The sequence below is a fragment of the Paenisporosarcina quisquiliarum genome, assembly GCF_043641925.1.
Classification (GTDB): domain Bacteria; phylum Bacillota; class Bacilli; order Bacillales_A; family Planococcaceae; genus Paenisporosarcina; species Paenisporosarcina quisquiliarum_A.
Window position 1 is genome coordinate 1 of record NZ_JBHZRU010000006.1, and the last position, 23132, is coordinate 23132.

Sequence of the window (23132 nt, forward strand, 5' to 3'; positions counted from 1 at the left end):
ACAAAATTGAATGTAGTGAAAGAAGTCCTGCAGGACTGCGAACACGAGTCAAAACTCTCTGAGGATAAAGATGCGAAGACCGGTTATAAATCAGCTGACCATTCCTTCTTCGGCTTCAAATCTCATCTTGCGATGACTGATGAACGTATTATCACGGCCGCGGTCATCACAGCTGGTGATAAGGCAGATGGCAAATATCTTGCCGAGCTCGTAGAAAAGAGTGAAGCTTCAGGAATGGAAATCAGACACGTGATCGGAGACACTGCTTATTCTGGTAGAACAAATTTAAAGTATGCCGAGACGAAAAGATTTAAACTCATATCAAAACTACACCCTGTGATTACTCATGGGGCTAGAAAAGAAGATCGATTCATCTACGTGAAGGACGCTGAAAGATACATGTGCCCAGCAGGGCACCTCTCAAAGACGAAGGGACGCATCAAAAGAAGGATTGACGAGACTCGAAGTGACCAACTCAAATATTTTTGGGATGTGAGTATATGTAAGTCCTGTCCGCTACGGGATGGTTGTTATAGAGATGGGGCAAAGACCAAAACATACTCCATTGCAATCCCCAAGTCGATACATCTTGAACAAGAGTCTTTTCAAAATACAGAAGAGTTTAAAGAACTGGCTCGTTCTCGCTATAAAATCGAGGCCAAAAATAGCGAATTGAAAAACGCCCATGGGTACAACAAAGCCATTACCTCGGGCTTATTTGGCATGCACATTCAGGCAGCCTCCACCATTTTCGCAGTCAATATGAAGCGAATTATCAAACTGATTGATGAAAAAGAGCTCAAATAGGGCAGTAAATGATTCTAAAACGGGACTTTAATTGGATTTAATATCCAAATGAAGTCCCTTTTTTATTTTTATGATACTCCAATCTTACAGATAACCAGAAAACATGTCTTTTTCAGTGGCCTCCATTAGTAAGTGCTAAAGACCCTAGACTGAGAGAATCGAAGGAAGCGGCTGAAGCATTGCCCCTCGGAAAGCGTCCGCTGCAATGAAAATCAGCTACTTCTTTTTTGTTAAAGAAAAGGGAGTGTCCAAAAGTCACATTTTCGACTTTTGGACAGCCCCCCTATCTTTGCACAGCATGGAACAAATAGCCGATCGACATTTGAAGTTGGTCGTCATTTTTCTTACTTGATTTGAAGGTAACTACTTTTTGTCTTAGATTTTGGAAGAACACAGGATTCATGTCTGGTGATGCTTTTTTCGTTTCTTTCTCATTGAATTGTTCGATGGCTTTCGCCGTACCTTCATCAAAATAGCCATCTACGCGAGAAATGGAGTGACCAAGAGCCTTTAACACTTTTTGTGCGTAGGCTACATCTTCGTGGTAATCGCCTACGCGATAAGTGCCTGTAGAGATTTGTGGATTCAGTTGAAATAATTCATTTGATTCAACAAGGAAATCTACTTTAATGCCACTGCCATGAATCCATTCTTGACTCGGTGTTAACCATTTGTGTGACGATAACTTGATTTCTCCACCATTTGAAAGATCCCAAGTTTCTTGCACCGTTCCTTTTCCGAAGCTCTTCGTACCCGCAATTAACGCACGTTTATTTGATTTCAATGCGCCACTTAACACTTCACTTGCTGAAGCACTGCCTTCATCTTGCAATAAAACAAGTGGCATCTTCCGCATCGTGTTGATATAAGCATCTTCTTTTTGGCCTACAACCGGTAGCGGCTCAAGGACACCCTCTGCATCTTGCATATATGCATAAGTGGCACCTTTGTCTAACATGGTAGATGCAATGGCTTCAACGCTATGTAAATAGCCTCCTGGGTTACCTCGCACGTCGACTAATAGACCGTCCACTTCACGTTTAACGAGGGATCGAGTATGTTTCTCCCACTCTTCAGCCGTCTTCTCTCCAAACATGGTGATTGTAACGACACCAATTTTCAGATCATCTTTTTCAATTAATTCACTCGTAACGGTGTGAATTTGAAGCGAATCTCGTCTCATGCTGACTTCGACGTGACGGTTTTCATCCCCACGGAAAACTGTTAACGATACTTTCGTTCCCTTTTCACCCTTAATCGCTTTTAGGAGTTCCGACAAACTTTTGCCTTCCATCCGTTCACCATTTACCCGAACGATTTCGTCATACGGTTTGACACCCGCTTTTGCTGCAGGCGATTCCTTAACAGGTGTTACAACGATAAATCGTCCATTGCTTTCCATCACTTCAAGGCCGATTCCAACCCGTTCATCTGCTAACGATTCTTTGTGCGCTTTGGCTTCTTCTTTCGTTAAGTAACGGCTATACGGATCTTTGACTGTCTCTGCCATCCCTCTTAGTGCACCTTCGACCAACAATTCGCTTTTAACCGGATGGACAGAACTTTCTAATATCCGTGCATAAGCTTCATTGATGGCTGGAATATCACTAATGGATTTCTCCTCTGAATTCTTCTGAAACGGAGACCAAAACACGATGAAACTAATGATCATGATAATTAAAAGGACAAACAAAAAAATCCGGCTTCTTCTCACATCTATCGCCTCCCTACATCTTCATACCATTGTATGAACGAGCCTAGGGAGTTACGACTGAGAAGAACCAGATTTATAGGAAAACTACAGCTTATTTGATATTCGAAACAAAATCTTGAATCATCGTTTCATCCATTGGACCAACAATTTTATGTTGAATCAGTCCATTTGTATCAATAATATAAGAAGTCGGAATAGTAACGGCTTGGAATTTTTGTCCAACCTCACCCTCTACGTCCATTGGGATTGGGAAAGTTAAACCATAGTCTTTCACAAATTCCTCAACACTTGCTTCACGATCTCCGCTTGTTAAATTCACAGCAACAATCTCTACATTTTCTGCTTCTGCATAATCTTCATAGAAGTTTTGCATATGAGGCATTTCAGCTTTACAAGGAGGACACCATGTCGCCCAGAAATTTAAGATAACTTTCTTCCCTTGTAACTCAGACAAACGAATCGGTTCGCCAGCTAAAGTAGTTAATTCAAAATCAGGTGCTTGCTCGCCTTTGTTAAGTCCTTCATTGGCAGCAACTCCTACTAAATCTACTCCGCGTTGCTCATCGTCAAACGAATCTTCCTGATCGACATTTTTTTTCACCATGCTCGTGACTGCAATGGCAATCAACGCAGCCACCAAAATCAAACCAAACACTTTCTTCGTCATAATTTCTCCCCCATTTGTTCCTGTTGTTTATGTGTGACCACGTAAATAGCCACGCTGCAAAGAACGAATAAGCCCGTCACAAATAAAGGTGTTTGTACGAATCCTCGTGGTTGTAAGGTTGAAACAAACAAATGTCCGGCTAAAAACAAAATCGTTAACTGGATTCTCCACACACTGGAAAGCTTTGCTTTCTGCCAAGTCAACATCGTTAACCCAACAAACACAAGTACCGTCAAAATCTTTTGCCACATCTCTGCTTCGTTTAATAAAACCATAAACAATTGATACAAGGATTGTACCATGACCATTGCAATCAACATGGCCACAAGCTCACGTTCCGGCCAGCCCTTACGGCGAAGTTGCCAAAATAAGCGACCCAATGCAGCAATGACCCCTAAATACAAACCAGTCTCGCCACCATTAAAATAGAGAATCGATAATGGAGAATCCAAGATCATATCAAAATCAGTCACAACGACGCTTAACTTCCAAACTAATAAAAACAAAATCGCTGCATCAGAATACCAGTCTTCCGTCTCTTTCCCAAATACACGCCATACCACAATACCAGTCAGTATCAACGCCAATAAAACAGCAACCCATGAAGAAGGAACAGTTAACGATTTAATAATAAACCACTCAGTGACCGGCAACGCCACACAACTCCTTTAAAATAAAATAATATGTATACCCTCTATCGTATATGAAACTGGGGGATTTTTGTAGAAATTTGCTTGGAAACTTGGTTTTTGATCCAGCTGATGGATCAATATGGCGCAAATCGAAATTATTATGTCGTTCCGAGCTAATATTCCCATCTGACACAATCCTGTCCTATTTGTTTCTAAGCTTTTCCAATAAACTATCGCTCTATTCAAAAATGGCACTCACTATCAGTTTATTGATAGTGAGTGCCTAGCATTTTACTTAAAATGATACGTAACGAATTGGATTGACCGCGTTAGAACGAGATCCATTCCATGGACCGTTATGAATTTCAAAGTGTAAATGTGGTCCAGTTGAGCGACCCGTATTACCCATTTGACCGATAACTTGTCCTTTTGATACAGATTGACCAGATCCAACATTATAGCCATTTAAATGTGCATATACAGTAGTGAAAATTTGACCATCAATTGAGTGAGTAATCATAATTACATTTCCGTATGTACCCATTGGCGCTGCATACGAGACAATTCCGTCAGCTGCTGCAACGATTGGCGTACCAATGCTGTTGGCAATATCACTACCGTAGTGGAACTCAGCCCCAGATCCGATATTACGTCCTCCAAATGTAGATGAGAAACGACCTGATGCTGGGCGTGTCCATGTTCCAGAGGAAACAGATGGTGCGGATACATTTGAACCACCAGACGAAGCTTTATTAGATGAAGATTTTTTACGAGCTGCTTCTTGACGAGCACGTTCTGCTGCTTCTTTTTTCTTACGAGCAATTTCTGCTTGGCGAGCAAGTTCGATTAAACGAGCTTGTTCTGCTACGATTTTATTTTCAATTTCTTTACTTACTTCCATTGCTTCGTGTTTAGAATGTTCTAATTCTTTTTTCTCTGCTCTAAGTCTATTTTGTTCCGCTTCTAATTCATCAACTAATTTTCCTTTAGATGCTTTTTGTCCATCTAAACTCTTTTTTAATTGAACCAATCGATCACGACTATTTTCTTGCTCAGCAAGCTTGTCCTCTACTTGAGCTTGTTGCGTTTCAAGTGATTGCTTATCATCTGCTTGTTCTTGCAAAATCTTACGGTCAGCGTCCATTAATGTATTAACAGCACTGAAGCGATCAATGAAATCTGCGAAACTACTTGCGCCTAAAAGAACATCTAAGTAGTTAACGCTTCCGCCACTTTGTTGTACGGCACGAAGACGTTCTTTAATTAATTCGTCACGTTCAGCGATTTTTTTCACTAAAACTTTAATCGATGCTTGAAGTTTTTCAATTTCTGTCGTAGTACGACTAATTTCCCCTAAAACGGCATCAATATTTTTGTCTGTTTTAATAATTTCTGAATCCAATGCTTGAATTTGCGCTAATAACTGTTCTTGTTTCGATTGATTTTCTGTAATGTCGCCTGTTTTCTCTTTAATATTAGAGTTTAGCTGATTCGTCTTATTCTCTATCTCTTGTTGTTTCTCTTTTAAATCGTTTAAAGTGTTTGCATTTGCGACTGGCTCTGTCAAAACTACTGATAAGCCTAGAACCGCAGTAATACCAGCTAACATCCATTTAGATTGTTTCTTCCCCATGGTAGACCCCTTTCGATCGTGCTTATACACGTAAGAACTTTCGAACTGACATAAAACTTCCCCACACGCCAATGAAAATTCCCATAATAAGGATCAGTCCATTAACTTGATACAAGAAAGGTGTCAGCGGCATTAATTGGAATAATTCACCTTCTAAATAAGGCTGTGCTACTTTGTAAAGATTGACGTAAAGAACCGTGACTAGAGTGATTGGGACAATTGCTCCTAAAATTCCGATCCACATACCTTCTAAAATGAATGGAACGCGGACAAACCAGTTTGTTGCTCCTACTAGTTTCATAATCTCGATTTCACGTCCACGCGCCACAATTGTGATGCGAATCGTGTTTGAAATTAAAAACATTGCGGTAAATAATAGTGCAAGGATTAATCCAAGCCCTATATTTCGAGCTAAATCCAAAAAGCTAAATAGCTTTTTAATTTGTGTTTCACCATATTCAACGGAGTAAACGTTTTTAACACGCTCAACACGTTGAGCTACTGCTTTCGTTTCAAGTGGATCTTTTGCTTTTACATAAAAGGCTGCTCGTAAAGGATTATTTTGTTCAGATAATCCCATATTTTCGCCGAAATCTTTAATTAAATCTTCAAGTTCAGCTTCCTTTGTTGAATAAACCACCGTGCTAACACCGTTAATTGACTTAATGTCTTCCTCAATTTGAGAAATCATAGCGTCATCTGCTGTTAATTCAACTAGTACTTTCATTTCTACATCTTTTTCTAAGTCGTCAGCGACTTTATTTAAATTCATCATAATCATGACGAATACGCCGACTAACAATAACGTAACGGTAACGGCACTTGCAGATGCAAATGTCATCCAACTGTTCCGTCCTAAACTTTTAAAACTTTCACGGAAATGTCGTCCAAGTGCTCTAGCTTTCATAACCGTAATCACCTCCGTGTTCATCACGGACGATGAGTCCACCTTCAACTGCAATTACACGATGTCGAATGGTATTAACTATTTCTTTATTATGAGTGGCCATAACGACCGTAGTTCCGCGTCTATTAATCTCTTCAAACAAATTCATAATATCCCATGATGTTTCTGGATCTAAGTTTCCTGTCGGTTCATCCGCAATCATCACTTTTGGAACATTGACGATGGAGCGTGCAATGGAAACCCTTTGCTGTTCTCCGCCTGATAATTCTGTAGGAAACATTCTTGCTTTATGTTTTAAGCCAACTAAATCGAGCACTTCCATAACACGTTTGCGAATAACTTTTGGAGACTCTTCAATTACTTCCAAAGCAAATGCGACATTTTCATACACGTTAAGACGTGGCAATAATTTAAAATCTTGGAACACAACGCCAATTTGACGACGTAAATAAGGAACTCGCTTTGACTTTAACTGTGCCATGTTGATTCCGTTAATAATAATTTCCCCGCTAGTCGGGCGTTCTTCTCGATACATCATTTTGATGAATGTCGATTTACCGGCCCCACTCGGACCTACAACATACACAAATTCACCTTGCTTAATTTCCACATTAATACCGTTTGCAGCAACAATACCGTTTGGGTACTTTTTGTAGACATTCTTCATTGAAATCATATATTTGTAACCACCTATGTGTTTTTCCTTGCTGTCAGAATTTTTCCGACAAGCTCATTATAACAAGAATTACAACAAATTTTTATTACAGTACTATTACAATATTCGATAGTAAATTCTTGATATTCCTGCACTTCGATACTTTATGCTTATTTTTGACAGACGTAATAAGTCCTACTATTGACTAAAATTCGTCACATTTTCCAATATCCCTTCTTTTTTCTAATAAAAATTTTATATTGTCGAGTAAGAAAATACAGAGCCATCAAATTAATACTAGTTTTGCTATTTTTTTATCGGTAGGAAATTGGAAATCTTTTAATATAATTTAAATTTGTCGTTTCTAATTTCTGGGGATGCTTAAATTAACTCTCTAACTAGTGGTTTTCCTGGAAAAATAAATCAGTATAAAAAAAACTCCGAAAACGATTTCTCGTGTTCGGAGTTTTCCAGCTTATTTTTTATTCGATAACCATTCTGCTACAACTTCTGCTTCAGCGCCTTCAATAATGTTTGGAGGCATTCCACCTTGTCCATCTTGAATAACTGATAAGATTTCTTCTTCTGATAATCGAGATCCTACATCATTTAATGCAGGGAAATTACCTTGTCCTTCTAGGTTACCACCGTGACAAGTTGAACATTTGGCTTGAACAATTTTTTCAGCATCGTGTGATTGTGTTACTTCTCCACTATTTTCTTCATTCGTTGGTGTCGCTTCTTCGTCTCCGCCGCCACAGGCTGCAAGCATAAGGGCTGATCCGAATAGAACAGCTAACAATTTTTTATTCATTTAGCTACCTCCCACAATCTATTGATTCCTAAAGTATACCATTTTCAAGCACGCTTGAAACCTTCACCAAGTACTTCATATGCATCAGAAACGATGACAAAAGCTGAAGGATCCACTGCTTTAATGACATGCTTCAACTTCGAAAACTCCGTTTGATAAACGACAACAAGTAAAATCGGTTTCTCTGCGTCCGTATATCCACCGACAGCTGGAAGTTTCGTCACCCCGCGGTTAATCTCCGTATAAATAGCATCCCGTATTTCTTCTTGTTTATTCGTAATAATATAAACCATTTTGGATTGGCTAAAGCCAAGCTGAATAATATCGATTGTCTTCGTCGTTACAAATAATCCAATAAGTGCATACAAACCTTTTTCAACATCAAAAACAAGAGCCGCACTTAACACAATCAATCCATCAATTAACATAACACTCGTTCCAAGCGTTAAACCTGTGTACTTCGCAATAATTTGTGCCGCTAAATCCGTACCTCCAGTTGATGCATTCCCACGAAACACAATCCCAAGACCAACTCCAACTGAAATCCCGCCGAATAAAGCACCAAGCAACGGATTCAAAGTTGCCGGCTCCCAACTTGACGTCAAAATAACGAACAAAGGTAATGTCAATGTTCCAGCAAGTGATCGTGCACCAAACTGTTTACCAAGGAAGATCACACCAGCAATAAACAATGGAATATTAAACGCATATTGTACAAAACCTGGCTCCCATCCAAATACACCTTTCAAGATTGTACTGATTCCACTGACGCCACCAGACGCCACTTCATTTGGCAATAAAAACACATTAAATCCAACCGCGACAATTGCCGCTCCAATAATAATATATACATAAGCCAAGATCGTCTCCAAAACTGGATGCGGCTCTTTACGTACTTTACGATTATTCATCTATATCCTTCTCTCTTTAAAGAAAATTTCCCTAAAGAAGTATAGCATTCACCCACACAACTGTGAAGTTTAGCGGAGTAAAGCAGTAGAGGAAGATGAAATCCTTACTATTTCAAGTGTTCTCCATATAACGGTTTCCATTCAAGCATTTAACCGGTCTATTCTACAAAGATGGCTGTTTATTGTTATTGTTATTTATTGTTTCAAAAATCGAATATTCAACTATATAACTCGTTTGCTGGAAAAGTAACTTTACACAAATTACTCTTCTTTATATAAGCTCTGATTGACATTACTGCTTATTTTCTTGCTACTCATTATTTACTACTGTTTTCCTGAGATGCGATTAATTCATTATAGAATATAGCCATAGTAGTCCCGATATAAGGCACTAACCATAAAAATCCGATACCTAAACTAAATAAACACAAAATTCCCCATCCTATAAAACTTAAGTTCATTAAAAAATATTTCCATTTAAGCCCTCGCATTCTTTTCTTACTCTCTGAAATTGCCTCAAGGACTGTTAATTCAGGGAAATCTCTTAATAAGAAGAACATTTGAGAATACGACATACTCTTAATTAGTCCAGGAATAATTAATAATAAAGTCCATAAAAGTAATAAAACACCTTGTAAGATAGATGCATAAATAAGTTTCAAAGTATTTTTTCCATCTTTATAAATGGAAAACACCTTATAAAGAGCAGGATTTTCTTTTCTTACCAAAGTCAGATAAAACCAATATACGGCGATAGTTAGTGGCAATAAGACAATATAAAGTAATGTGTTAAATATAGACGCCCCTAATGGTGTTTTATCTTGAAAAAGCCATTGCGTAAAACCGCCGCTAATGATGATTTCAACAATTAACGGTAAAATAATATTAATCAAGAACACTATTAACGTAAGTATAATGGCTAAGCCCCATTTTCCTCTCAAAGAAAGTCTGGCTTGTCTTTTTAATTCTGAAATTTTCATAATTTTATTGAATTCCCCTTTTTTTCATCTGAATTTTTTAACGAAAGTATATTCATTTCTCAGGAATATTCTAAATGACTATATTCTTTTTGCGATTCTTATATTAAATCAGATCTGTCCAAATCCAGTCCCAAAAATTTTCAGACTGATTTTAACAATCCTAGTTAAACAATATTCGAGTAAATTTCCCTGCGGACTGCATTAAGTAATCAAACAAACACAGTTCAATCTTTTATCTATTTGCCACTACAATAAGGCAATAACTATAATTGTATGAGAAAAATATTCACACACTAATCTTTAATTACATTTATTCACCATCTCTATATCAAATCTTATGTATTACCCGGATAATCAACAAAATTATAATACACGTTCCAAAATATAGATATAACTCAAATAATGGAAAGTTACTTAACTTGCGAAATTACCCCAAATGACTAAATAAGGAAATAACATTTAAAATTAAAAGGGACGAAACGTGCAGTTGAGACCCCTCAATGAGCGAAGCGAGAGGAGGTTCAGCAATCGCCCGCGAAAAGGGCACAAATTTATGCATTTCAAGAAAATACTTTTTATCATACCTAACTCTAGAATCTATACACTAATGTTCTTAAAATTAAAAAACTGCCATAAATCAGTTTTCACTGATCTGTGGCAGTTCCCTATTAGAATTAGTTCATTCTAGAACGTAAATACGCATTGATAAACAAATCGATGTCGCCGTCCATTACACCTTGTACGTTTCCACTCTCAGCACTTGTACGGTGATCTTTTACCATTGAGTACGGGTGGAAAACGTATGAGCGGATTTGGCTGCCCCATCCGATTTCTTTTTGCTCTCCACGAATTTCGAGCATTTGTGCTTCTTGTTCTTCAATTTTCAAAGCATACAACTTAGCTTTTAACATCGTCATCGCTTTTTCACGGTTCTTGATTTGTGACCGTTCTTGCTGACAAGTAACAACTGCACCTGTTGGTATATGCGTAATACGAACGGCTGAATCCGTTGTATTGATATGCTGTCCACCTGCACCACTTGCGCGATACGTATCAATTTTCAAGTCTTCCGTGCGAATGTCAATTTCAATTTCATCATTAAACTCCGGCATTACTTCGCAAGATACGAAAGATGTATGACGGCGTCCTGAAGAATCAAAAGGTGAAATTCGTACTAAACGATGAACACCTTTTTCAGCTTTCAAATAGCCATAGGCGTTATGCCCTTTAAAGCCAAGCGTTACAGATTTGATTCCCGCTTCATCCCCTGCTAAATAATCCAAGGTTTCCACTTTGAATCCTTTTTTCTCGCCCCAACGTTGGTACATGCGAAGTAGCATTGAGCCCCAGTCTTGAGACTCGGTACCACCAGCACCTGGGTGTAATTCTAAAATGGCATTGTTTTTATCGTATGGTTCGCTCAGTAACATTTGCAATTCAAAGTCATTCATCTTCGCTGTGAATTCTTTCATTTCACGTCCAAGCTCTTCTTGCAAATCTTCGTCCGCTTCTTCACGCAATAACTCAAGTGTCATTTCTAAGTTTTCTTGCGTTTCCATTAATTCATTGAAGGAATTAACGATTTCTTTTAATGCATTACCTTCACTGATCACTGCTTGAGCGGCGTTTTGGTCGTCCCAGAAATCGGGCATCGACATATTTTCGTCCATTTCAGCGATTTTGGCCTCTTTGTTTTCTAAGTCAAAGAGACCCCCTAAAGTCAGATAATTTTCCAGCTGTTCGATCTAATTCATTCCGTACGTCTGCTAATTCCATCATGTTTAAATCCTCCGTTGCCTATACCGCGCCGTGACAATTTTTGAACTTCTTGCCACTGCCGCAAGGACACAATTCGTTTCGTCCGACTGCTTCTTCTTTACGGACTGGTTTTTTCTTAACCTCGCCCCCCTCTTCTTTCGGGTTAACGGCTTGGCCTTTAATGATTTCTTCACGTTGTAAATTGCTGCGAATTTCAGCTTTCATGGCATATTTCGCTACGTCTTCTTGAACGGATTCAACCATTGCTTCGAACATCGCAAATCCTTCGTTTTGATACTCACGAAGTGGATCGTTTTGTCCGTATGCACGTAAGTGAATTCCTTGACGTAATTGATCCATTGCATCAATATGGTCAATCCATTTCGAGTCAATTGAACGCAGTAAGACAACCTTCTCAAATTCACGCATACGTGCAGGTGTCATTTCTTCTTCTTTTGCATCGTAATGTTCATACACAGTCTTTTTCAGAAGTTCCACAATTTCATCTTGTGATTTGCCTTCTAAATGAGCTTGCGTTAAAACTCCGTCCGGTAATAGGTTGGCATGAATGTAATCTTCTAAACCTTTAAGATTGATTTCACCTTGTTTTTCCATCGATTGGTGAGCAGCTACTGCACGCTCAATAACTTCATTAATCATGGTTTCCACAAGTCCGCGCATATTATCCGTTTCAAGAACTTCTAAACGCTCTTTATAAATAATTTCACGTTGTTGACGAAGAACATCATCATATTGTAGCAAACGTTTACGAGCGTCGAAGTTATTTCCTTCCACTCGTTTTTGTGCGCTTTCAACTGCACGTGACACCATTTTTGATTGAATCGGTGCAGAATCGTCCATTCCTAGACGTGTCATCATGGTACGCATATTGTCTGAACCGAAACGACGCATTAATTCATCTTCCATCGAAAGATAGAATTGAGTCACACCCGGGTCACCTTGACGACCTGAACGACCACGTAACTGATTATCAATTCGGCGAGATTCATGACGCTCCGTACCAATAACCGCTAAGCCACCTACTTCAACTACGCCTTCACCTAATTTAATATCCGTACCACGACCAGCCATGTTCGTTGCGATTGTAACAGAACCTTTTTGCCCTGCAAGCGCAACGATTTCTGCTTCACGTTCATGGTTTTTCGCATTTAAAACACTATGACGAATGCCATATTTCGTTAAATGCTTTGAAATAATTTCAGACGTTTCAATCGCAACAGTACCAACAAGAACAGGTTGTCCTTTTGCATTTCTCTCAGCGATATCATCCGCAACTGCTTTATATTTCCCTTCCATCGATGCGTAAATTAAATCCGCACGGTCATCACGTTTAATGACACGATTCGTTGGAATTACAATAACATTCATATTGTAGATATTATGGAATTCTTCTTCCTCCGTTTTTGCTGTACCAGTCATACCGGCAAGTTTTTCATACATACGGAAGTAGTTTTGGAACGTGACAGTCGCCATCGTCATCGATTCATTTTGAATTTCCAAACCTTCTTTTGCCTCAATCGCTTGATGAAGACCATCTGAATAACGACGTCCCTTCATTAAACGACCAGTGAAAGAATCGACAATGACAACATTGCCTTCTTGTACAACATAATCTACGTCAACATGCATACTTGAATGTGCTTTCAACGATTGGTTAATTGCGTGATTCAAACGCACATGTGTTAAGTCAAATAAGTTATCGATGCCGAATGCTTTCTCGACTTTCTCAATACCTGATTCAGTTAATACAACACCTTTTGTTGATTCATCAAATGAAAAATCGTCATCCTTACGAAGTGCACGAACTAATGCATTTGATTGCATATACAGCTGTGCAGATTTCGCAGCTTGTCCTGAAATGATTAAAGGCGTACGCGCTTCATCAATCAAGATTGAATCGACTTCATCGATAACTGCATAGTAAAGTGGACGTTGAACATGATCCTCTTTATACAGGACCATATTGTCACGCAAATAATCAAAGCCTAGTTCATTATTTGTAGAATACGTGATATCAGCCGCATATGCTTCACGTTTCTCGTCTTTATTCATACTGTTCAAATTCAAACCAACCGTTAATCCAAGGAACTCAAATAGCTGTCCCATTTCTTGTGCATCACGGCTTGCTAAATATTCATTGACTGTTACAACGTGTACGCCGCGTCCAGTCAACGCATTTAAATATACAGGTAAAGTGGACGTTAACGTTTTACCTTCACCAGTCTTCATTTCTGAAATATTCCCTTCATGAAGTGCAGCGGCACCCATGATTTGAACGCGGAAAGGATATAATCCAAGCACACGCTTAGCTGCTTCACGAACAACCGCGAAGGCTTCTACTTTAATATCTTCTATGTCAGTTCCGTTTTGCAGTTGAGCTTGGAACTCGCCCGTTTTTGCACGAAGCTGATCATCTGATAAAGCTTCCATATCTGATGCTAATGCCTCAACTTGATCAGCAATTTTTTCTAATCTTTTTACATCACGTTTATTTGGGTCAAATAATTTCGTTAATACACCAACCAATACAATCACTTCCAATGTTTAGTCTCAACGTCCATTTTAACACTGCACAAGTAGCGGTGCAAATGACTCAATCTCTAGGTTGGATTCGACTCTTTTCGCAAAAACTCTTCAAGAGAGGTTTGATTCAACGGTCGACTGAAGTAATAGCCTTGAATCACATCCACATGCCAGTCTTTTAATTGGTTTAATTGCCCAATCGTTTCGACACCTTCCGCCACCACATCGAAATCGAGTCGATGCGATAAATCAATTATCGACTGCACAATGGCATGAACTTTTGGATCCCCTTCAACTTGCCAAGTGAATTCTCGATCAATTTTCACACGATTGATTGGCAATAAACGCAAGTAATTTAATGAAGAATAACCTGTTCCAAAATCATCAAGCGCAATCGATACGCCCATTTCTTTCAAGTTGGATAATTTCATTAACATTTCTTCGCCACCATCTATTAAAAGGGACTCCGTAATCTCGAGCTCAATAAAATTCGGTGCCAGCTGATGTTTGTTCAGCAATTCTTTTAATCTTCCCGTAAACGAAGGTTCACGTAGTTGCAATGCACTCACGTTAATGGCAATTCGTTTGACATGAGGATACGCTTTTTGAAGTTCTTTAAATTGTCGGATAGCTGCTTCCATAACCCAATCACCAATCGCTTGAATATGTCCCGTGCTTTCCGCAATCGGAATAAATTCAGCTGGTGAAATCATGCCCCATTCAGGGTGTTTCCAACGAATCAGCGCTTCTAAACTCTCAGTTTGGTTGCTACCTAAACTGAATTGTGGTTGAAAATGCAACATGAATTGATCGTTTTTCATCGCTTCACGCAAGCCCTGTTCCATCATTAACTGTTTCTCAAACACTTCCTTCATTTCAAAATTAAAGAAAATGACACGGTTACGGCCGGTTTCCTTCGCTTTATAAAGAGCCGTATCTGCATTCGCAATTAATTGTTCACGTGACTGTGCATCTGTTGGAAATAAAGATACACCCATGGAAGGCGTCACATATAACGTATGATCATGCAAAATAAATGGCTGCATAAAGGTACGGTGAATATCACGTAACGTAGAACGTATGTCAAAGAAATTTTTCTTTTCAGCCCGCAGTAAAATGATGAATTCATCCCCACCAAAACGACCAAAATAGCCGCTTTCGGGTATTAGTTGTTGGATACGGTCTGCCACTTGGATAAGTAACGAATCGCCATACGCATGACCTTTTGAATCATTAATTTGCTTAAAATGATCCAAATCCATAAAGGTGACTGCCACAATGTCATTTTCATTGGAATGGTTTTCAATCCATTCATTCAATTTTGTATCAATGGATAAGCGATTCGGTAAGTTCGTCAATTGATCGAATTTCGCTTGGTGATCCATTTCTTGAATTTTATAATGCAATCTCGAGCCCATTTGTTCAATAGATTGCGCAATCATGCCAACCTCATCTTTTCTAGAAATGTTCATATTCGTAAGTAAAGTGCCTTTTTCCATATTCTTCACGTGGCGATCAATCGTTGAGACATCACGAAGCAAAGGTCTTAATGACATGCCAATAAAGAATAAGATTAATAACCCAGCTAATATCCACGTAAAACTTAGTGTCGTTAAATAGTTGCTTAAAGGTTTAGTCACAATGGACTCATTGGCGTAACTAACTAAATGCCAGCCCGTCCGATCGACCCCACGAATTTCTACATAATAACTCCCTTTATCTGTTTCAATTAGTTTTGAATCGTTAGCCAGTAAATTACGTCCTTCAAACACAGACCACATACCTTGAGAGTCATACAACACTTGACCACTACTCGATAGCAAAATGTGGTGCTTATCCTTGGCCTCGAATAAATTAATCATTGGAGGAATTCCTTCTAAATACATATCCGCCCCAACATATCCAAGTCGTCTACCATCACGATCAATCGGATAAATAACACTTATCGTATTTTCACCTGTTTCGTAATCGATGTATAAATCGGAAAATGAAACATTCGAAGTCGACGTAGCTTTACTTAACCAAGGGCGATCATTCACACGGTAAAACTCATCCGACACGACTCCGTTATCACCTATATAGAAATCATTCTTTAAAAATGTTACCCACAAAAATTCTAGTGCACGATCTTCTTCTTGTACACGTGTCAAAAAGCTATTGATAATTGCGTAATCCGGATTTGACGTTACATTTTCTCTCGATGGCTCAGATTCAGCAAATCGTTTCACAGTCTCAAGCTCCGCAATTTGTTTTACAACTTCCCCTTTACCAGAGAACAACGAAAAGACTTTCTCAGCCACCAACTCATTTTCCAAAGCCAAACCTTTTTCCATCTGCGTTTCATACAAACTTTTAGAATGCATATAAGAATAGGTTGCCAATATGAAAATTATCGGAATGACGACAGCAGCCATCGCTAATAAAACCTTCGCACGGAACCCTAACTGATTCCAAAATGTCATCTTCGCCATTCAATTCCCTCCCCTAACCGAAACGGAATTCTTTTTTCTATATATCGTTTATTTATTCTCTTTTTCTAGTCAAATTCCTTCTATTTCGACAAAAAATTAATGATTTTTGGGTTGGGAAATAAATATGTCTAGAAACAGTCTCGTAGGTAATTTTATTAATAAAAGTTTAACTCTGAATTGATTTCCGTTTCAGACTGACGCTTTCCGCGGGCACTACTTCAGCCGCTTCCCTCGCGATGCTCAGTGCAGGGTCTTCAGTTAGTGCTATTCCGCAGGAGTCGCAGTCTTCCACTTCAATCAATAACAAAGAGTCAAAAGATTAGAATTCGTAGTGCTAGAAATTAAGCAATCACTATGAAATTTTCCATTTGGAATGTCACTTACATTATTTACAGCAGAAAGAATTAGAAATCTCCCCTTCTGTTTACCTGATGACAGATTCATTAACTACTAGTATGGCCAACTTTTGATTAATGCTGAAGGTATCAGTAAGAAAGAGGTCAAATTTCTTGTGTGCAACACTTAGGTACAATTCAATAATTAAAACACAACTTTTTATGCAATATTCTTTTTACTCTCCAAAGATTGCAGTGGAAGGTGGCGACTCCAGCGGGAATAGCGTGTCCGAATGAGACCCCACAGCGCAACGCACGAGGAGGCTCATGGACCGCCCGCGGAAAGCGTCCACCTGAAACGGAAATCTTTATTATGCATAAAAATTTGCACAAAAAAGAAAGCCCTCATTCGAGGGCTTCCTGAACTACCATTATTGATTTGTTTCAATCAAACCATACTTACCATCTTTACGTTTATACACAATATGTGTACCATTGCTTTCCGCATCCGTAAACACGTAGAAATTATGGCCTAACATATCCATTTGTAAAACAGCCTCTTCTTGATCCATTGGTTTTAATTCAAACTGTTTTGTACGAACAATTGTGATTTCTTCTTCATTGTCATCAGTATTTGCTGTTTGTTCTGCTGAAGTAAAGTTCGCAAAATGCATCCCAACGCCTTCGCGCTCACGGAACTTGCGATTCACTTTCGTTTTATGTTTACGAATTTGACGCTCTAACTTGTCGATGATTAAATCGACTGCTGCATACATATCACTATGCATTTCCTCAGCACGTAGCGTTAAATTCTTCATCGGAATAGTTACTTCCACTTTCGTTTCACTGTTATTAACGACCTTTAAATTGACATTTGCGTTCGCTTGGAAGTCTTCGTTGAAGTAGCGCTCGACCTTATTGATCTTGCTTTCAACGTGCTCGCGAATCGCAGGAGTTACCTCAATGTTTTCACCGCGAATGTTATAATTTAGCATGTAAACTCCTCCTTTATTTAAGGCTATGTTAACCTTATTCTACTTATCCCCTTAAAACTCCTGCAACAAACCAAAAACTTTTTGTAGTTTTGTCGAAAAACGTCGTTTTCATCAATAAAGACGCTTTCCCTTCAACCTAAAATCTTCCTCCAATTCTCTGTGACGTCTGAACTTTAATTCTGAAATAATGTCTTGCTCCTGTTTCTTATCATGTGAAAAATGCATGCCGAATAGCGTGCCATCTTTCGAAGGACGCTTCCATACAATTTCACCTGGGATAACCAATTCTTTCTTAAACAATATAACGACCATTTCAACAATGACATCAGCAGTGTATTCATCCAGCCGAATTGGTGAAAATAAGCGAGCACCACGTGCACTAATGTCAATCAAATCACATGTATAGCTTAAGCGATTCGACTCATTCGCTTGAAGTTGGACAACAGCAGATTGAGGAGTATCAAACGTAAAACGAAATGATTCCTTTCGACGATACTGCATGGACTCAACTCCTTTTCTAATGCTTCCTCTTTTCGACATAACTATACAAAATTCCTTTATTAAAATGGAAAAAAGCCAACAAAAATTTCTGTTGGCTTTACAACTATTATTTATTTGATTTTTTAGTCTCGATCAATTCAAGACGACGCCGTTCTTTTAATTCTTGAATGATTTGAAACTCAATTTTTTCATCCGTTTTCAAATCGATGCCATACTGATGCCCGTCCATATATGCTTTTTTCCAAACCAAGTCACCCACAAGCTTTATAGGCACATCTGTCAATAAAACCTCAATCGCTAAATGGATTGGATAACCTGGACGCTTGGGAATATCCAATTTCGAATAAATCCGGATCCCACTTGGACTTAAATCAACGATTAAACAAGCGCCTTTATTTGAAAACTCAACCTCATCTTCTTTTTCACCTTCAACGATTAATTGAAAAGTAGCAGGAATGGGATTTTTAAATGTGTGGCGAAATGCTTCCTTACGATTGTATAACACATTTCTCACCTCTATTTTCGGATTGCCACCGCTTCGTCATATGTATCATTCACATAACGAGTAATTTTTTCTTGTTCATCCGTCAATTGGACAAGTGTGGCATTCAATTCTTCAACAGCAGCCGTACTTTCTTCAATAATAGAAGCAAATTCATTCGTGCTTTCTTGAATCGTTCCAGTATTTTCAGAAATGACATCCACTACCTTCGTGAAGCTAGTTAATTCATGCTGTAATGCGTTCATTTCGTTAAATAATTCTGTAAAAGTAGAATTGGCTTGCTCCGTTGTTTGAACTTGCTTATACACTTGCGTAGCACCTTCATCAAGCTTAGTTAATGTCAACTCATTGTATTGATTCACATTCGATAAGTTCGTGTCAATTTTCTTCAACGTTTGATCCGTTAACCCAGCAAGTTTACGAATTTCATCAGCTACAACAGCAAACCCTTTACCATGCTCACCTGCACGAGCTGCTTCAATTGAAGCATTAAGTGCCAATAAATTCGTTTGCTCAGTAATCTCACGTATCGAACTAGCAAATTCATTTGTTTCTTTAATTTTATCTGTTAGATCTTTGAAGGTTTTATTCAACTCAGCAAAGAATAACGTAAATGAATCCATTTCGGTTTTAACAGTCGCCATTTTAGAAGAACCATCTTCCGCTTTCTGTCCAGCTTCCGTTGCTTTTTCCACAATTCCATCCAGCTGTGAAACCATTTGATGCACGGAGTGATTGGTAGACTCTGTACTCTTCGCAATATCTAAAATATGATCTGTTTGACGTTGAGATCCTACGCTCACTTCATTTATTGCCACCAACATTTCTTGTTGTGAAAGAGTAGTCGTCTGTGCATTCTCTCGAATTTGTTCTAAATTTTTCGTAATAGCTGAAACTGCTGAGTTTAATTTCTGTGTTAATAACTCTTCTTCTTGAGCTTTCGTTTGAGAAGTTTGCAGTAACTCAACAACCTGCTTTTCCAATTTCTTCGCTTGACGAATTTGAAGGAATAAAGCAAAACACAATAAAATAATTATTAGCATTAACGACGACTTACTTGATTCAATTTGTTCTTGATGTGGATACATTGTGATAAAAATTATTTGCAACGCAATCGCTAAAATCGACCCATAAGTCATGACCCAACGATTAGCTGCCACACTCGCTAATCCAGCGATGAAGAACGCAATCCCCATCGTTGCAACAGAAGGCTCACCTATGTAGGCACTCGTCGTAGCTGCCCCAAAAATTACCGTCAACACGATCCATGGAAATGCAATCGCTATTGGCTTAACCTTCTTAGAAAGCAAATAAAACATTACCGTTAGTAAAAACGGTACAAGCATGCTAACCGTTTTCACCGTTCCTTGGTCTGTTAACCAATAAACAATCGTACCGATAAATCCTGAAATCCCATAAGCAGCAAACAAAATAGTATTCTTGCTCTTTATATCTTTTTGTCGAATTTCTTGAACGTTCAACAGTCTTTCCCCCTAATATTCTATCTATTTCAAAAGTATCATAGTTTTAGGATTCCGTCATGAATATTTTGACAATTATTGTTGAATTTTTTCGAGAAGGACAGGTTGCACTCTCTCATACCAGGCAAGGTATGTTGGAGCGAGCTTTTGTTGCACCACTTCTTGCTTCGCTTGTGACTGATGGAAGATACCTTCTAAATCTTCAGCTGCAACAGTTACTTCATAGAAAGAAGAGATAGCTGATTCAAGTTCTGCATCGTCTTTGAATAAAACCTCGAGCGACTCATTGGCTTGAATAACTTGTATGAAAGCTTGAAGAATATCGTTTAAAATGACATCTCCTTCTGTTTTTGAGTAATCAGAATAGCTTGCAGTGATATATTCAAAGCCTTCTTGAATCGAAGATAATAATTGCGTGTATTCTTGGATTAAAGTGATTTGTTCTTCCGTAAAAGTAGTCATGAAGTTTCTCCTTTTAAAAAACCGGCTCAAGCAGAAGCCTGAAGCCGGTTATACATTTATTTTTTTTTGTCATAAAATGTTCCATCACGGAACACTTGTGAATATGGATCCGTATAAGCATTCGAAGAATCCATTTTCTTCTGATGACCAGAAATGTCCAAGCGAATATCTTTTGATAACAGAGCCAAATTGATTTGCAATTCTTTTTCGAGCAAAATAAGTTCTTTACCAAATTCATGTTCTTCCTTTGAAAATGGAGGTTGAATGGAAGGCTGCAGTTGATCACGCTCAGATAGTAACTTTTCTACATGTTCAATTGTAGTATCACGTTGATCTTCTGCACCCTGATCTAATACAGTTAACAATGACATGGTAGCCATGTGCCATTGTGATAAACTCGGACGAATCATACCTCGCCAGGTTTCCCATATTGTTTTTGACGATTGATTTGAATCACTTGCTTCCATGTATCACGGAATTCAGTTGTATAGCCAATCACTTCTTCTATAATACTCGCATCGTTTTTCACATTCGCTTCAATTAAACGATTATTCATATACTCATACAAATCGAACATCGATTCAGAAACTGGAACTGATTTGTCAAGAGTAATCATAAACTCGCGAATGATCGCTTGAGCCTTTTGAATATTTGTATTGCGTAATTCAATATTATTCGTTTCAATGCCTTTTTTGGCTTGATTTAAAAATTTGATACAACCATTATATAACATCAACGTCAGTTCACCTGGCGTCGATTGAGTCACGCTATTTTGTTGATACGATTGGTATGGATTATTTACAGCCATGAGAACACTCCTTTTATTGCAACTTTAATGTAGTTATTGTCCGCCACCAAATGAATTCATGAGGTATGCAGATTGTTGGTTTGCTCGTTGTATTGCAGCTTCCATTGCTCCGAATTGTCGATAATAGCGCGTTTCAACCATTTGCAGTCGTGCTTCAAAACGCGTTATTTGAGAATCAAAACCATTTAAAGTTCGACCTAATGAGAACGAGTTATTAACAGAGGAATCCGTACCTGCTTTTTTCACTATTTTATCACGGGATTCATTAATCTCTTTGACAAGTTTTTCCCCTAGCCCTGTTGTTTCTGTAGAAAATAATTCATAAATTTTATTTGGATTATCAGAAATGGCAGCTCGAAGTTTTCCTTCATCAATGATTAATTTTCCATTTTCCGAATAATTATTAGATGTTGAAATCCCAATATCATTTAGTCTTACTGAGCCAGTAGAAGTAGTAACAGATTGATTCAAAATCGAGCGCATAGTATTTAATGTACTAGAAATAATTGAGTCATTTCTTAAAGTACCACTTTTGGCTTTTTCTTCCCACAATTCAATTTCCTTATCACTAAGATCTTTCTTTTGTTCTGTAGATAGGGGTTGAAAATCTCGATAATTTTTTTGACGAATATTTTTATTTAATCCTTCAATTAATTTATTATATTCATCTACAAATTTTACCACTTTATCTAGAACAGCTTGTGTGTCGGTTGAAGAAGTAAAGGTAACATTTGCCGAAGTTGTTTGAAATAAACTTACCTCATAACCACTAATTTGAAATGTATTTCCCGCACGTTCCGTAGCTAAGCCGTTTATACTAAACTTTGCATTTTTCCCTTCAGTCCCATATCCAATATTAGCTGCTTCCCAATTATTTACTGATAATTTTAAACTACCAGTTAAAAATGTACCTGATATATCATTTAATACAATTTCATTTCCACTAGCATTATTTCCTGATTCGTCAGCAGTTAATGCAAATCTTCCTGTAAAGGAATCATAAAAAGCAGATACTCCTGTCTTAGAACTTATCTCACTTAAAACTTTATCCAAACTCGTCGTAGCTGGATCGAATTTTAGTTCAACTGCTGTTCCTAATGAAGTCGTACCATTAGAATTTGATATTAAAGTTTGTATCGAGAACTTTTGTTCTCCACTTATTCCAAAAATTTCAGTAAGAGTTTTACTTGTATCAGAAATGTTATTAGAAACTGTGCTGCGCATGTTAGCTTGAGTTGCTAATTGGTCAACTTTAATTGAACCTGTGAAATCTTCAGTCGAAATAATATTTCTCACTTTGACACTATTCGGGTCTGAAGAAGTAACTGTTTTTTGGATGTAAGTTGCTTCCCTATTAATACTATCACTGATAAGATTTTTGAAATCAAATAACTGACGATTAACTGTTCGATAATCATCACGCTGCCATTCCATGTACTGCTTTTTTTGTAGTATTTTATCAATCGGCATTCGTTGAACTTTCATCATATCTTTAATCATTGTTTCTGTATCTAATCCACTGGCTAGTCCAGTAATACGCATTATTTCACCTACC

The 23132-nt window shown here is 38.1% G+C and carries 21 protein-coding genes; 1 reads left to right on the forward strand and 20 read right to left on the reverse strand.

Annotated features, from left to right (window positions below):
- Positions 1-807 (forward strand): transposase (locus ACHUE4_RS06030; RefSeq protein WP_394188477.1); only part of this gene is annotated, 807 nt, incomplete at its 5' end.
- 283 nt (positions 808-1090) lie between these two features.
- Here ACHUE4_RS06030 and ACHUE4_RS06035 read toward each other — a convergent pair.
- The 20 genes from ACHUE4_RS06035 to ACHUE4_RS06130 all read right to left on the reverse strand — a co-directional run bounded on the left by ACHUE4_RS06035 (position 1091) and on the right by ACHUE4_RS06130 (position 23119).
- Positions 1091-2521 carry a S41 family peptidase gene (locus ACHUE4_RS06035; protein WP_394188478.1) on the reverse strand — a complete coding sequence of 477 codons (1431 nt, stop codon included), beginning with the start codon at positions 2519-2521 and terminating at the stop codon, positions 1091-1093.
- A 91-nt stretch (positions 2522-2612) separates the two neighbouring features.
- On the reverse strand, positions 2613-3188 hold the full coding sequence (locus tag ACHUE4_RS06040) for a redoxin domain-containing protein (protein WP_394188479.1): 576 nt from the start codon (positions 3186-3188) through the stop codon (positions 2613-2615).
- The gene (locus ACHUE4_RS06045; protein ID WP_394188480.1) at positions 3185-3841 is read right to left on the reverse strand and encodes a hypothetical protein; all 657 of its coding nucleotides are present in this window, start codon (positions 3839-3841) and stop codon (positions 3185-3187) included. The genes ACHUE4_RS06040 and ACHUE4_RS06045 overlap by 4 nt, the downstream gene beginning before the upstream one ends.
- Positions 3842-4115: 274 nt before the next feature.
- A complete protein-coding gene (locus tag ACHUE4_RS06050; protein WP_394188481.1) occupies positions 4116-5453 on the reverse strand; it encodes a murein hydrolase activator EnvC family protein in 1338 nt (445 codons plus the stop codon).
- Positions 5454-5475: 22 nt separating this feature from the next.
- Complete coding sequence (ftsX, locus tag ACHUE4_RS06055; protein WP_394188482.1) at positions 5476-6360, reverse strand: permease-like cell division protein FtsX; 885 nt, start codon at positions 6358-6360, stop codon at positions 5476-5478.
- Positions 6350-7036 (reverse strand): cell division ATP-binding protein FtsE, encoded by a 687-nt coding sequence (gene ftsE, locus ACHUE4_RS06060; RefSeq protein WP_394188483.1) that lies wholly within the window; start codon positions 7034-7036, stop codon positions 6350-6352. The genes ftsX and ftsE overlap by 11 nt, the downstream gene beginning before the upstream one ends.
- Before the next feature lie 454 nt (positions 7037-7490).
- Entirely contained in the window at positions 7491-7829 is a 339-nt protein-coding gene (gene cccB, locus ACHUE4_RS06065) for a cytochrome c551 (protein WP_394188484.1), read from the reverse strand.
- Positions 7830-7873: 44 nt separating this feature from the next.
- Positions 7874-8740, reverse strand: coding sequence for a YitT family protein (locus ACHUE4_RS06070; RefSeq protein WP_394188485.1), 867 nt, complete (start codon positions 8738-8740; stop codon positions 7874-7876).
- Positions 8741-9057: 317 nt separating this feature from the next.
- Positions 9058-9720: a DUF975 family protein gene (locus ACHUE4_RS06075; RefSeq protein WP_394188486.1), complete on the reverse strand. Its 663-nt coding sequence runs from the start codon at positions 9718-9720 to the stop codon at positions 9058-9060.
- Between the two features lie 674 nt (positions 9721-10394).
- A protein-coding gene (gene prfB / locus ACHUE4_RS06080) for a peptide chain release factor 2 (RefSeq protein WP_394188596.1) occupies positions 10395-11496 on the reverse strand; the annotation gives its coding sequence in 2 pieces (ribosomal slippage) (positions 10395-11423 and positions 11425-11496; 1101 coding nt in all).
- Between the two features lie 21 nt (positions 11497-11517).
- Positions 11518-14025 carry a preprotein translocase subunit SecA gene (secA, locus tag ACHUE4_RS06085; RefSeq protein WP_394188597.1) on the reverse strand — a complete coding sequence of 836 codons (2508 nt, stop codon included), beginning with the start codon at positions 14023-14025 and terminating at the stop codon, positions 11518-11520.
- Between the two features lie 74 nt (positions 14026-14099).
- Positions 14100-16493, reverse strand: a complete 2394-nt coding sequence (locus tag ACHUE4_RS06090; protein WP_394188487.1) for an EAL domain-containing protein — start codon at positions 16491-16493, stop codon at positions 14100-14102.
- A gap of 766 nt (positions 16494-17259) precedes the next feature.
- Positions 17260-17823 carry a ribosome hibernation-promoting factor, HPF/YfiA family gene (gene hpf, locus ACHUE4_RS06095; protein ID WP_394188488.1) on the reverse strand — a complete coding sequence of 188 codons (564 nt, stop codon included), beginning with the start codon at positions 17821-17823 and terminating at the stop codon, positions 17260-17262.
- A 111-nt stretch (positions 17824-17934) separates the two neighbouring features.
- Positions 17935-18324 carry a PilZ domain-containing protein gene (locus ACHUE4_RS06100; RefSeq protein WP_394188489.1) on the reverse strand — a complete coding sequence of 130 codons (390 nt, stop codon included), beginning with the start codon at positions 18322-18324 and terminating at the stop codon, positions 17935-17937.
- Positions 18325-18430: 106 nt separating this feature from the next.
- Positions 18431-18829 (reverse strand): PilZ domain-containing protein, encoded by a 399-nt coding sequence (locus ACHUE4_RS06105; RefSeq protein ID WP_394188490.1) that lies wholly within the window; start codon positions 18827-18829, stop codon positions 18431-18433.
- 11 nt (positions 18830-18840) lie between these two features.
- Positions 18841-20307 (reverse strand): methyl-accepting chemotaxis protein, encoded by a 1467-nt coding sequence (locus tag ACHUE4_RS06110; RefSeq protein ID WP_394188491.1) that lies wholly within the window; start codon positions 20305-20307, stop codon positions 18841-18843.
- Between the two features lie 75 nt (positions 20308-20382).
- Complete coding sequence (locus ACHUE4_RS06115; RefSeq protein WP_394188492.1) at positions 20383-20769, reverse strand: hypothetical protein; 387 nt, start codon at positions 20767-20769, stop codon at positions 20383-20385.
- 56 nt (positions 20770-20825) lie between these two features.
- Positions 20826-21179, reverse strand: a complete 354-nt coding sequence (locus tag ACHUE4_RS06120) for a flagellar protein FliT (protein WP_394188493.1) — start codon at positions 21177-21179, stop codon at positions 20826-20828.
- The gene (fliS, locus tag ACHUE4_RS06125) at positions 21176-21577 is read right to left on the reverse strand and encodes a flagellar export chaperone FliS (protein WP_394188494.1); all 402 of its coding nucleotides are present in this window, start codon (positions 21575-21577) and stop codon (positions 21176-21178) included. The genes ACHUE4_RS06120 and fliS overlap by 4 nt, the downstream gene beginning before the upstream one ends.
- A 33-nt stretch (positions 21578-21610) precedes the next feature.
- On the reverse strand, positions 21611-23119 hold the full coding sequence (locus tag ACHUE4_RS06130; RefSeq protein WP_394188495.1) for a flagellar hook-associated protein 2: 1509 nt from the start codon (positions 23117-23119) through the stop codon (positions 21611-21613).
- Between the last annotated feature and the right edge of the window lie 13 nt (positions 23120-23132).

What these genes read in the sequence shown, in the direction of transcription:
- ACHUE4_RS06040 (WP_394188479.1), bottom strand. Translation starts at nt 3,188, where the DNA reads ATGACGAAGAAAGTGTTTGGTTTGATTTTGGTGGCTGCGTTGATTGCC.
- ACHUE4_RS06050 (WP_394188481.1), bottom strand. Translation starts at nt 5,453, where the DNA reads ATGGGGAAGAAACAATCTAAATGGATGTTAGCTGGTATTACTGCGGTT.
- ftsX (WP_394188482.1), bottom strand. Translation starts at nt 6,360, where the DNA reads ATGAAAGCTAGAGCACTTGGACGACATTTCCGTGAAAGTTTTAAAAGT.
- ftsE (WP_394188483.1), bottom strand. Translation starts at nt 7,036, where the DNA reads ATGATTTCAATGAAGAATGTCTACAAAAAGTACCCAAACGGTATTGTT.
- cccB (WP_394188484.1), bottom strand. Translation starts at nt 7,829, where the DNA reads ATGAATAAAAAATTGTTAGCTGTTCTATTCGGATCAGCCCTTATGCTT.
- ACHUE4_RS06070 (WP_394188485.1), bottom strand. Translation starts at nt 8,740, where the DNA reads ATGAATAATCGTAAAGTACGTAAAGAGCCGCATCCAGTTTTGGAGACG.
- ACHUE4_RS06075 (WP_394188486.1), bottom strand. Translation starts at nt 9,720, where the DNA reads ATGAAAATTTCAGAATTAAAAAGACAAGCCAGACTTTCTTTGAGAGGA.
- ACHUE4_RS06090 (WP_394188487.1), bottom strand. Translation starts at nt 16,493, where the DNA reads ATGGCGAAGATGACATTTTGGAATCAGTTAGGGTTCCGTGCGAAGGTT.
- hpf (WP_394188488.1), bottom strand. Translation starts at nt 17,823, where the DNA reads ATGCTAAATTATAACATTCGCGGTGAAAACATTGAGGTAACTCCTGCG.
- ACHUE4_RS06100 (WP_394188489.1), bottom strand. Translation starts at nt 18,324, where the DNA reads ATGCAGTATCGTCGAAAGGAATCATTTCGTTTTACGTTTGATACTCCT.
- ACHUE4_RS06115 (WP_394188492.1), bottom strand. Translation starts at nt 20,769, where the DNA reads ATGACTACTTTTACGGAAGAACAAATCACTTTAATCCAAGAATACACG.
- ACHUE4_RS06120 (WP_394188493.1), bottom strand. Translation starts at nt 21,179, where the DNA reads ATGATTCGTCCGAGTTTATCACAATGGCACATGGCTACCATGTCATTG.
- fliS (WP_394188494.1), bottom strand. Translation starts at nt 21,577, where the DNA reads ATGGCTGTAAATAATCCATACCAATCGTATCAACAAAATAGCGTGACT.
- ACHUE4_RS06130 (WP_394188495.1), bottom strand. Translation starts at nt 23,119, where the DNA reads ATGCGTATTACTGGACTAGCCAGTGGATTAGATACAGAAACAATGATT.